The organism is Lacticaseibacillus camelliae DSM 22697 = JCM 13995 (assembly GCF_001311195.1).
GTDB classification, from domain to species: Bacteria; Bacillota; Bacilli; order Lactobacillales; family Lactobacillaceae; genus Lacticaseibacillus; species Lacticaseibacillus camelliae.
In genome coordinates, this window is record NZ_BBAJ01000078.1 from 1 (window position 1) to 10,893 (window position 10,893).

Genomic DNA, 10,893 nt, shown 5'->3' on the forward strand with positions numbered 1-10,893 from the left:
AAAATTGAGGATCAAAATGGGCGCACTTATCTCTCCCTCTACGATGCCGATGGAGCCTGGCATGGCTACATTAACGCTAATTCGGTGAGCATCGCGGCTGGCCCTCAAGGCGGGTGGCTGGCTGACAGCGGCTATGCCACGCTGACGCAAGCAGGCCAGCCAATCTATCAAGGTTTTGATGAACAAGCCGCCACGACAAGTGATCAGTACCTGGGTCAGACTTTCAAGATCACTGGCGCGTACCACTGGTTTGACGGCACTGTGTATGTCTCACTTTACGATGGGACGGGCAAGTGGGTAGGCTACATGGCTGCTGGCAGCTTTACCCAGGGGACCAACGCGCAGGGGCCGTTTCAGGCCCACACAGAATGGGTGTCTGTGGCGCATCCGGGCTACCAGATCTGGAAGAGCTTTGCCTTTACTCATTACACTAAGGCGGCGGCGAACCAAGTTGTCGAAGTTAAAGGCGTTTATCACCACGTGAACGGCTCGATTTATGATTCTGTATACGATGCCGATGGGCACTGGCTTGGTTATGTGAACGCCAAGGCGGTGACTCCGATAGCCGATCCAATCGGCCAGATGAAGGCAGCTGACCGTTACGTGACCGTCACTGACAAAAACGCCCAGGTCTTCCAAGACACGCAGTTCACAAAGAGTGACAGTGCCGACGCGCTTTATCAGCACACGTACCACGTGGTGGGTGAGTATCAACACGTTAACGGGAATACCTACCTAGTTTTGCACGACAGCCAAGATCAGCTGGTGGGCATTGTTAGTGCCAAAAGTGTTGCCAAGGCGAACGGGCCTCAGGGTGTGTGGCTGGGTGCCAGCGGCTACGTCACGTTAAACGGTGAGAACACATTGTCCAGTGACTTTGACCTGAGTCAGGTCAAAACGGCGGGCAGTACGGTCGCTGGCAATACGTACAAAGTGACCGGCCAGTATCATACGTTTGACGGGCGCGTTCTTTATTCCGTTTACGCCAATAAGCAGTGGCTGGGCTATATCGATAGTCGCAAGGTCAAGCTGGTTGCCAGTCAAACGGGTTCTTGGATCAGTAAAACCGGCTACTTTACGACCACCAAAAAAGGCGAACCAATTTGGCGCAGTTTTTTTTGGTTCCAGTCAGAGTACGTCTTCGCATTATCAATCGACTTATCAGATCAAGGGCCAGTATCACGCATACACTGGGGCCACATACTATTCACTTTATGCAGCCAATGGCGGCTGGCTGGGCTACATCAATGCCAACAATGGCGCTTTTGCCTCTGGGCCTCAAGGGGCCTGGATGGCGCACAGCGGGAAGGTCACGCTGAGTCATACCGGGTACCCGATTTGGAAAGGATTCTTCACCAATCAGGTCAACACGACGACGAAATTGCACAACAAGCAGTATTCGGCGACAGGCGAGTACCATCATTTCAATGGTTCCGTGTACTATTCGCTGTATAGTGGCAAGACCTGGATCGGGTACGTCAATGCCGCGGCGACCACGCCCACGAAAAAGAGTGGCTGGTACTCGGTTAACGGTGTCTTGAAGTACTACGATCAGACGAAGGCTAAGTACACGAAAAACTTTTCGCTGGTTTACTACAGCCAGTTGGATGGCCGCTGGGCAGGCAAGAGTTATGGCGGAATCAATTTTGGTAAAACGGGATGTGGTCAGGCCTCAATCGCCATGATTGTTTCCGGCTTTGGTCACAAGATCACCCCCAGCCAGGCTGCTGATTACTCGCATCGTTACGGGACCTTTGATACCCCAGGTGAGGTCGGTTCCGCTGAATCGGATCTGACCAAAGTAGCTGACCATTACGGGGTCAAGTGGCAGGTGATGAGCTCTCGCAGCCAGTTGCAGAGTTACCTGCAAAAAGGATATCCGGCAACGGTTTGCTTGAACCTGAGCGGTGGGGTGCGCCATATCGTGGTGCTGACCGGTTACTCGAATGGGACGACAACGGTTCATGATCCGTGGAGCGGTCTTCTGTTCAGCGGGCGCCATTCGCTGTCGCAGGTTTGGAGCATGCTGTCATGGAAATCGGATAATACGAATATGGGGGCTTCCGCAGCTGTCGTTTACATTGGCAAGTAAGAAAATGACACTTTTTTTTGAAATTTTTGGGTGAGGAGTAATCAATTGGGTAATCGAATTCATGCAATAGTGCTGGCTTTAACCGCAGCAAGTGCGATTGGTTTTGCTGGGAGCGGGGTGGTCACTGCCCCGCCGACGTCGGTGCTGGCGTCGGCTCAGGCCCATTCATTGCAGATGGCCGGTACGTGACTGTGACCGCGAAAAATGCGGTGAGTTGGAGTAGTTTCGGCTGGACTAAGCGGGAAAATGGTGACGCGCTGTATGGCCACACCTTCTTGGCCAAGGGCCAGTACCACCACCAAAACGGCAGTGTTTACTTGAGTCTATACGACGCTGCCGGCCGGTGGCATGGCTATCTCAATCAGGCTTCCGTCCGGGTTGGCGCAAACGGCGGCCAACAGGGTGCGTGGTTGAGCGCACAGGGGTACGCCACTTTAATGAGCTCGGGTCAGCCGATTTATCAGGATTTCAACGGGCAGGCCGAAGCCACTAGTGACACGGTGCTGCACCAGACTTTCAGGGTCACAGGTGAGTACCACTGGTTCGATGGGACGCGCTATGAATCCTTGTATCGGGCCAATGGGGGCTGGCTTGGCTATGTGCCGGAAAGCAGCGTCAAGCTCACCTCTCAGCCACAAGGGGTGTTTCAACCGAAAACCGGTTGGGTGCGGGTCACTCACGCTGGGTACCAGATTTGGAAGAGTTTTGGCTTTAGCAACTATTTGCGCGTGAAAAATGGGGCGGCATTGCGCGTCAAAGGGCAATATTATCACAGCAATGGCAGTGTGTATGATTCACTGTACGACGCTGGCGGTCATTGGCTGGGGTACATGAATGCGAATGCTCTCGAAGAGGTGAGTGACCCGCTCGGCCCCAAAATCTCCGATGATCGTTACGTGACCTTTACTGCTAAGACGGCGAAGTTATGGCAGGACCCACAACTGACGCAGCAGGCGACAGGGGGCAGTGCGTACGGCAAAACGTACCATGCCACCGGTAAGTATGAGGCGATTGACGGGACCGAGGTCTTGATTCTTGAAAATCACCAAGGTCAGCTTGTCGGCTATGCCAAGGCCAGCGATGTCACTGTTGCGGCAGGGCCGCAAGGGAGTTGGCGGCGGGCCAGCGGGTATGTCACTGTGGACCAAGATACGCCAACCTACAGTGACTTTTCATTGAGCAACCAGAAGAAGACCGCTGCAGAAATGGGCACGGCCACCTACCAAGTGACCGGTCAGTACACAACGTTTGCGGGCCAGACCTTGGTTTCGCTGTATGATGCCAAAAACCAGTGGCAAGGATACGTCGACGCCGCTAAGGTCAAAATCGTGGCTAAACAAACCGGTAGTTGGCTCCCCAAGGACGCTTATCTGACCACAACGAAGAAGAATCAGCCGATTTGGCACAGCTTTTTTTTGGGGCAAGCCAAAGTACTTCAGCAGTCTATCAGCAGACTTTTGAAGTACGCGGTCAGTACAAAGCCTTTAATGGCGCGACGTACTATTCGCTCTATCAGGCGGATGGCTCATGGCTTGGTTACCTCAACGCTGCCAACGGTGCGGTGAGCGATTCTCCGCAAGGCGCCTGGATGAGCCATTCTGGCAAGGTGCAGCTAACCCACTCAGGCTATCCGGTTTGGCACGGCTTTTTTACCAGTCAGGCCGGCTCCAGTACCACAATGAAAAATCAGGTATTCTCCGCTACGGGTATGTATCGGCACGTCAATGGGTCGCTATATTATTCACTGTATGATGGCAAGAAGTGGGTTGGGTACATCAACGCCAAAGCCACCACACCTTGGTCAAACTGGCAGCCGCTCGGCGGGAGTTTGAGGTATGTGGATGACCACACGCTGCAGCCGACCAAGACCTTTAGTCTGAAGTATTATAGTCAGCTTGATAAGCGGTGGGCGAATGTCAAATACGAACGCTGGACGCTCGGCAAGACTGGCTGCGGTCAAGCCACGATGGCCATGATCATTTCTGGTTTCGGTCAAAACGTGACGCCTAAAATGACGGCAGATTACGCTCATGCGCATGGTACTTTTGATCGCGACGGTGCGGGCTCTCTTCAGTCCGATTTGACGCGAGATGCTGATCACTGGAATTTGAGTTGGAAGGTCATGGGATCGCAGGCCGAGCTGGCAAGCTATTTGGCGAAGGGTTATCCGGCATCGGTATGTTTGGACTTTGGTACTTACCGCCACATTGTGGCATTGACCGGTTATGCCAATGGTTACACCACCGTTCACGATCCATGGAGTGGCCTGATATACAGTGGCCGTAAGTCCCTTACCGATATTTGGAAGCGGCTGTCCTGGCTCCAGGGCAATCACGATGAGGGCGCGTCTGCCGCGACGGTTTATATTGCCAAATGAAAAGGCAACGGAAAGGATCACTCATGAAACGTTCAAGTAAAATCGCGATCTGGGTCATAGCTGTGGTGGTCATCATTGCGGGGGCTGCTTGGTTCGTGCATCAGGACAGCCAAGCGCCTACGAAGGAGACCCAGAAGAGCAGTCAAGTGAAAAAGGCCCGGCAGAAAAAGGCTGAAAGTAAGTCGGCGGCAACAAAGGCCACCAGCAAACAATCCTCGAGCGCGAGTTCTTCCAGCAGTGCCGCTGGTTCATCTGCAGTTGCCAGTGTGGCAAAAGCCGCCCCTCAGCAGTTGGATCAGGTCAAGGCGAATGCAGGGGGGACATACTCCGACATTACGGCGACTGCAAAAGGTGATAGTACGGTCGTTTACACGATGACCCTGGCAAAAGCGCTGGATAAGAACACCGATAAATCAGCACTGAAGACGGTTTTGGTCAAAGCGTTGTTACCCGCCATTAATCAGGCTCGCAAAACTCAGCCAGGGGTTGTGCTCAAGGTAGTATTGAAAAATCCCGACAGCACTGAGGTCGTGAATGATGTGATTTCGCAACAAGATATTGATGAGGAAGTTCAGTAACTTACTCCGGACTTTTTAATTGAGCCGACAACAGTGTCGGCTTTTTTTGATTGTGAATTGGCGGCAGAACTACTATGCATGCCTAAGAGTTAGTGACCTGTGCATGGCTTTGTTAATGGCTGTGTTATATTGGTTCTTGAAAGAATAACAGAGGTAGATGAGACATCATGAAGATTTTAATTGTTGGGGCCGGGTTGTTCGGCGCGGTGAGTGCCAATGAGTTGGCCAAGCGCGGCGACGACATTACCGTGATCGATAAGCGTGACCACATTGCCGGCAACATTTACACCAAAGAAGTTGAAGGCATTCAGGTGCACCAGTACGGCGCGCATATTTTTCACACCACCAGCAAGCAGGTCTGGGATTACGTCCACCAGTTTGCGGACTTCAATCGCTACACCAACGAGGTCGTTGCCAACTACAAAGGCGAGCTTTACAACCTGCCGTTCAACATGAACACATTCAACAAAATGTGGGGCGTGATCACCCCGGCCGAGGCGCAGGCTAAAATCGAGGCCCAGCGCGCGGTCCTGCACGGCAAAAAGCCCGAGAACCTGGAGGAGCAGGCCATTTCGCTGGTCGGCACGGATATTTACACGAAGCTGATCAAGGACTACACCGCCAAGCAGTGGGGCCGCGACCCCAAGGCGCTGCCGAGCTTCATCATTCGCCGGTTGCCGGTGCGGTTCACGTTTGACAACAACTACTTCAACGACCCGTATCAGGGCATTCCCATCGGTGGGTACACGCAGATCGTGGACAAAATGCTCGATCACCCGAACGTGACCGTGCAGCTCAACACCGACTTTTTGGCCAACAAGGACGCTTATCTGCACGATTACGACCGGATCATCTACACGGGGATGATCGACGAGTTCTTTGATTACCGCTTTGGCGCACTGGAGTATCGCAGCCTGCGCTTTGACACGCAGGTGCTCGATCAGGACAATTACCAGGGCAATGCGGTTATCAACTACACGGATGGCGACACGGCCTTCACCCGGATCATCGAGCACAAGTGGTTCGAGTTCGGTGCCGGCAACAAGGGCAAGACGGTGATCACGCATGAATACCCGCAAAACTGGTCGCGAGGGGTCGAACCGTACTACCCGGTCAACAACAGCGAAAATGACCACCTGTTCACGCAGTACCGGAGCTTTGCGACGGCCAACTTCCCGCAGATTACCTTTGGCGGGCGGCTGGGGATGTACCGTTACTACAACATGGACCAAGTCATTGCCGCGGCGCTGCAGTTTCTCGCGCACTTCGACAAGTAATGAGGCCGCAAAAGGAGGCGTTCCGGCTGTCTGAGCTGGAACGCCCCCTTTTCGTAAAATCTTTATTGCGCGCGCTTCAACACTGCCTGGATCAGGTCGGCCGAGTTGGTGAACACCGCGCCGTTCAGCTTGATCAGGCCGATGGTGTAAAGGTTGAGGTAGTGGAACTGGTTTTCCGCCACGTCCTGCAGCGCCGCCAGCTTCTGCTGGTTGGTGGCGCCCAGCCGGCGGGAGTCGGTGTACAGGCCCAGGATGGGGATGTGCTTGGCGTACGCCACGCCGATTTCGGTGGCCACCCCGACGTCAATGGTGGGACCGTCGAGGACGGCGATCATGAGGTCGGCCGCCAGGACCTTCTCAGTGTCGGCTTGGGCAATCATCTTGGAATCCGCATAGGCATTCTTGTCGTTGATGCTCGCGTTTTCCTGCGGCAGGTAGATGTCTAGGCTGGGCGCGGCTTTGCGGAGCTTTTCGACCAGCTGCGCGTTGAAGGCAAAGTCAGCCTCGCTGAACAATGCGTTAGCAAAATAGATTTTCATGACGGTCTCTCCTTACTTGCGAGTGAACTTGACAACGGCTTCGCAGCGCGCCGTTTGCGGGAACATGTCGACGGACTGGATGTAGTCGACCTGATAAGCGCGGGCCAGCGGCACCAGGTCACGGGCCAGCGTGGACGGGTTGCAGGAAATGTACACGAACTGCTGCGGCCGGGCCTTGAGGAGCGCGTCGATGAACGGCTGCTCCAGGCCGGCGCGCGGCGGGTCGACGATCACGGCGTCAGGCTGAAAGCCCTGTAGTAGCCACTGGGGGAACAGCGCCTCGGCGGTGCCAAGTGTGTAATGCACGTTGGTGGCCTCGTTCAGCTCGGCGTTGCGGTTGGCGTCTGCCACGGCGGCGGGGATGATCTCCATGCCGCGCACCTCGCCGGCCGCCTTGGCCAAGCTGATGCCGATGGTGCCGATGCCAGCGTACGCGTCCACCAGTTTCGCCCCAGGGTGCAGGGCCAGCGCCTGGAGCGCCTGGGTGTACAGCACCTCAGTTTGCGCCGGGTTCAGCTGCAAGAAGGCCTGCGGCGACACCTCGAAGTTGTGGCCGAGCAAGCGCTCGGTGATGTATGGCTGGCCCGCCAGCAAATGCGTTTCCGGCCCCCAGATCAGCGAGGTCTCACCGGGGTTGATGTTCTGCGACACCGACACCACAGCAGGCAGCTGAGCCGAAATACCGGCGAGCAGCTGCGGCTTGTGTGGGAGCTTGGGCGAATTGGTGACGAAGGTGACCTGGACCTCACCGGTGGCGGCAGATTCGCGGACCACCAGCGTTTTTACGATCCCAGACCCCTTTTGCTCGTCGTAAATCGGCACCGCCAAATCTTCCAGCAGCTGGCACAAGCCCTGAACCACTTGCATGGTGAGCGGCCGCTGGGTGAGAAAATCGGTTAGCGGCACGAGGTGGTGCGAATGCGGTGCGTACAAGCCGGCGCGGACGTGGCCATCGATGACGCGGACCGGGAACTGCGCCTTGTTGCGGTAATGCGTCGGGTCGGCGGCGCCGATGGTGGGCCGCAGCTCGTAATGCTGCCAGCCGGCCGGTTTGAACTTGGCCAGGCTCTGCGCGACCACATCGCGCTTGAAAAGGAGCTGCGCCGGGTAGGCCAGGTGGTTGAGCTCGACGCCGCCGATTTTACCGTAAAGCGGTTCGGCCGGCTGCACGCGGTCGGGCGAGGCCTTTTTCACGCGGTGGGTGATGGCCTCGAGGTACCGGTCGTGCACGGCCGACACCTGCGCGACGACGACCTCGCCGGGCAGCGCACCTTCGACAAAGGTGATTTTGCGTTTGTAATAGCCGATCCCGCGGCCGTTGATGTCCAGTCGCTTGATCGTCAACGGGAAGCGAGTCCCGCCTTGCACTGTATTTTCCATGAGGCACTTCCTTTTGCCCGTATTATAGCGAAGATGGCACGGCTGCACCAACTCGGGTATAATCCTTACAGGAGGAAACAACCGTGAAAATCAGATTAGAGTCAAATTCTTCGAAGAAAACGATTGCCTATATCACCCACAACGGTGAGGTCCAGGAGCTGATGACTGGCACCACCTTGACGCTACCGGTCCGGCGCGGCGACACCGTCACCTTTAAGGTGGGCCACTATTCACGCACGCACCAGCTGGAATTTCAGTCGCCGGAAGCGAGCTTTGTGCTCGAGCCGAACCGCAACCTGGTGTACGCCTACATGATCGCGCTGGTCGTGCTGATTGCCGCGGTGTGGTATTTCAAGACGATTTCCAACACCGTGCTGACAATTCTGGTGGTGGTCGCGCTGATCATTTTTGAAGCGGTCAACTACTTTAATGGCTACCGGGCCGTGCCGGTTCATCGGTAGGAGCGGGAAATGAAATTTCTGAATGGAAATGGTTTTCTTGCCGTGCTGGTGGTGCTCCTGGTCTTCGGCATTGTCGGGTACCTGCTGAACAACGCGGTGGTGTTGATCTTGCTGCTGGTGGCAGTGGTGGTGCTGATTCTAGCCAAAATTGCCGTGCGCCCGCGGCCAAATAAAAAGGACTGAGTGCGCTCAGTCCTTTTTGGCCACTACCTGCAGCCTGACGGCATACAGGGTGTCCATTAGATTGAAAAAGTCGCTTTGCGCCGGGGCCAGCTGCCAGTTGATCACGCGGACCTTGGCCAGGCGCGCTTCGGTATAGTAGCGGGAGAGGACACCAGACGTGTTGAGCGTCGTGATGATTACATCCGGCAGCTTGCTCGCGTCTGGTGGGACGATTTTCACAAAGTGCAGGCCTTTCAGGAACGTGAACAGGTCGCGACTCATGAAGGTCCCTTCGTCCACAATGACCGCAACTTTGAGCTGGTGGTCGTTGTTTAGCTCCGGAAAGTCTGGGGCGATGACGGCGTAAAGCTGCTGGTACATCGCGTCGTAATCACCGGCTAACTCGCCGACGGCTGCCGGCTCCAGCTGATCGAAATACTGCCGGATCAGCGTGGGCAGTCGGCCGTTTGCCGCCTCTTGAACTTGCGGGTTGAGAAAATCCAACCGCATGGCAAACGTTCCGTGCAGTGTCAGGTATGAAAACGCAATACGGTGCAGGTTGGCGAGCAGTACAGTGTGCTTTTCTGGCTTGGCCTCGGCAGATTGCGGGTCGCAGGCGGCAAGCAGGAAGTCCATCAGGCCTTGCGCAAAGTTGTGAATCGGCGTGTCTGGCGTGGCGAGGCGGTCCAAAATGAGCTGATCCTGGCCGTTCAAGGTCTCGCGCATGGAAACGTAATGCATGCGGCAGAAATCATAGTAGTTCCGTTCACATTCCAGCGCCGGCTCAGAAAGCGCTGGAAACCGGCTAGGGGCAAAGACCTTAGCGGCATTATCGCTGGCGCTAAACAGCGTCGGCAGTTGCTCAGCCGGCCGGATGAGGTGACCACCTGCGATCCGCATTGCCTGAATCGCCAGCACCATGACGTCCTGCTTGTTTGGCACGGCCGTGGCATTGTATACCGCGCCTTGCTGCGGTTGGTTGAGCAAATCAAAATCGCGCCGGGCAGTATCGAACGCTTCCTCGGAAAACGGCCAGCCGACCCCGCGGTAAGCCAGAAGGTAAAACGTGAGAATCAGGATGCGAATCTGCGTCTCCGGGCCATCTGGGGCCCAAGTGCTCGCGTCAAGGTGGACGCCTTTGCTTGCCATGTAGCGGCGAAAGGGTGCGATGCGGCGACGCAGCGTGGAAATGCTGATGTCGGCACTGGCGCAGAAGTGGTGGACATTGGGAGCAGGCGTGCGGAAGACATAGTCAAAAAAAGCGGAACGCCATCGACTGGTTCAGCAGGTGGAAGCGATACTCATCAACGGTCAGCTGGCTACTAGGATTGTGAAAGACGCGTTGCCGTTTGGCTGTTTTTTGCTCGGGTACATCTGCTGCAGGTCGGCCATGATTTCCTGATTAGCGTTATAAGTTTGGGAATAGGTCAAACCTGATTCCTGAGTGAGGCGGTTGATGGTGAAGTTATTTTCCGCGTGCGCCTTCATCAGGCGGAAGACTTGGTAAGTCGTCGAGGTCCGCTTATCAAAAAAAATGGTCTTCGAACACGCTGCTCACCCCTTTATTCACGCCCTTTTATTAAACCATATTTTACCATATTATTATAGAGAATAATTCTTTTGAGGAGGCCGCGAGATGCAAACAATCACAAAAATCACTGCCCAGAAGCGGCGGGGGCGGTACAACCTGTTTCTCGACGGCAAGTACGCTTTCCCCGTCAGCGAGGGCACGCTGGTGAAATACCGGCTGCTGAAGGGCCTCGAACTGTCGCCGGAGGACGTGACGACCATCAAGGACGCCGAGGTGGCCTCGGTGGCCAACGCCACGGCGCTCAATTACATCAGCCACCAGCCGCGCACGGTCCACGAAGTGCGCGACCGGCTGCGTCAGGATGAAGTCCCTGAGGCCGTGGTCAAGCAGGTCACCGATCACCTGAAGGCAATTCGCCTGCTCGATGACGCCCAGTACGCGGACATCTTAGTGCGCGACAACCTGGCGATGGGCGAGCGCGGGCCGCGGCAGGTCG

At 55.7% G+C, this 10,893-nt stretch carries 11 protein-coding genes and 2 pseudogenes; 9 read left to right on the plus strand and 4 right to left on the minus strand.

Annotated features, from left to right (window positions below):
• From JCM13995_RS15005 to glf, 6 genes and pseudogenes are all read left to right on the plus strand, one after another.
• Positions 1–1,455, plus strand: a pseudogene (locus tag JCM13995_RS15005) (hypothetical protein); the annotation flags it as partial.
• Positions 1,382–2,092, plus strand: a complete 711-nt coding sequence (locus tag JCM13995_RS14020) for a C39 family peptidase (protein WP_162230955.1) — start codon at positions 1,382–1,384, stop codon at positions 2,090–2,092. The pseudogene JCM13995_RS15005 and the gene JCM13995_RS14020, both read left to right, overlap by 74 nt.
• Positions 2,093–2,277: 185 nt before the next feature.
• Positions 2,278–3,657, plus strand: coding sequence for a hypothetical protein (locus JCM13995_RS11175; RefSeq protein ID WP_054665684.1), 1,380 nt, complete (start codon positions 2,278–2,280; stop codon positions 3,655–3,657).
• A 23-nt stretch (positions 3,658–3,680) separates the two neighbouring features.
• The gene (locus JCM13995_RS11180) at positions 3,681–4,469 is read left to right on the plus strand and encodes a C39 family peptidase (RefSeq protein ID WP_054665687.1); all 789 of its coding nucleotides are present in this window, start codon (positions 3,681–3,683) and stop codon (positions 4,467–4,469) included.
• Between the two features lie 23 nt (positions 4,470–4,492).
• Positions 4,493–5,047 carry a hypothetical protein gene (locus JCM13995_RS11185; protein ID WP_054665690.1) on the plus strand — a complete coding sequence of 185 codons (555 nt, stop codon included), beginning with the start codon at positions 4,493–4,495 and terminating at the stop codon, positions 5,045–5,047.
• A 167-nt stretch (positions 5,048–5,214) separates the two neighbouring features.
• On the plus strand, positions 5,215–6,324 hold the full coding sequence (gene glf, locus JCM13995_RS11190; RefSeq protein ID WP_054665693.1) for a UDP-galactopyranose mutase: 1,110 nt from the start codon (positions 5,215–5,217) through the stop codon (positions 6,322–6,324).
• 62 nt (positions 6,325–6,386) lie between these two features.
• On the opposite strand, the gene JCM13995_RS11195 is transcribed toward glf, so the two are convergent.
• Together JCM13995_RS11195 and rlmD are read right to left on the minus strand one after the other, a co-directional pair.
• The gene (locus JCM13995_RS11195) at positions 6,387–6,863 is read right to left on the minus strand and encodes a nucleoside 2-deoxyribosyltransferase (protein ID WP_054665697.1); all 477 of its coding nucleotides are present in this window, start codon (positions 6,861–6,863) and stop codon (positions 6,387–6,389) included.
• Positions 6,864–6,875: 12 nt separating this feature from the next.
• Positions 6,876–8,243 carry a 23S rRNA (uracil(1939)-C(5))-methyltransferase RlmD gene (gene rlmD, locus JCM13995_RS11200; RefSeq protein ID WP_054665700.1) on the minus strand — a complete coding sequence of 456 codons (1,368 nt, stop codon included), beginning with the start codon at positions 8,241–8,243 and terminating at the stop codon, positions 6,876–6,878.
• An 83-nt stretch (positions 8,244–8,326) separates the two neighbouring features.
• On the opposite strand from rlmD, the gene JCM13995_RS11205 reads away from it, so the two are divergent.
• Together JCM13995_RS11205 and JCM13995_RS14670 are read left to right on the plus strand one after the other, a co-directional pair.
• Complete coding sequence (locus tag JCM13995_RS11205; RefSeq protein WP_054665704.1) at positions 8,327–8,704, plus strand: hypothetical protein; 378 nt, start codon at positions 8,327–8,329, stop codon at positions 8,702–8,704.
• 9 nt (positions 8,705–8,713) lie between these two features.
• A complete protein-coding gene (locus JCM13995_RS14670) occupies positions 8,714–8,887 on the plus strand; it encodes a hypothetical protein (protein WP_156314461.1) in 174 nt (57 codons plus the stop codon).
• Positions 8,888–8,893: 6 nt separating this feature from the next.
• On the opposite strand, the pseudogene JCM13995_RS11210 reads toward JCM13995_RS14670, so the two are convergent.
• Together JCM13995_RS11210 and JCM13995_RS14675 are read right to left on the minus strand one after the other, a co-directional pair.
• Positions 8,894–10,114 (minus strand): annotated as a pseudogene (locus tag JCM13995_RS11210) (helix-turn-helix domain-containing protein); the annotation flags it as partial.
• Positions 10,115–10,177: 63 nt separating this feature from the next.
• The gene (locus tag JCM13995_RS14675) at positions 10,178–10,354 is read right to left on the minus strand and encodes a hypothetical protein (RefSeq protein WP_156314462.1); all 177 of its coding nucleotides are present in this window, start codon (positions 10,352–10,354) and stop codon (positions 10,178–10,180) included.
• Between the two features lie 148 nt (positions 10,355–10,502).
• Here JCM13995_RS14675 and JCM13995_RS11215 point away from each other — a divergent pair.
• The coding region (locus tag JCM13995_RS11215) for a regulatory protein RecX (RefSeq protein WP_173581563.1) at positions 10,503–10,893 on the plus strand (391 nt) is incomplete at its 3' end.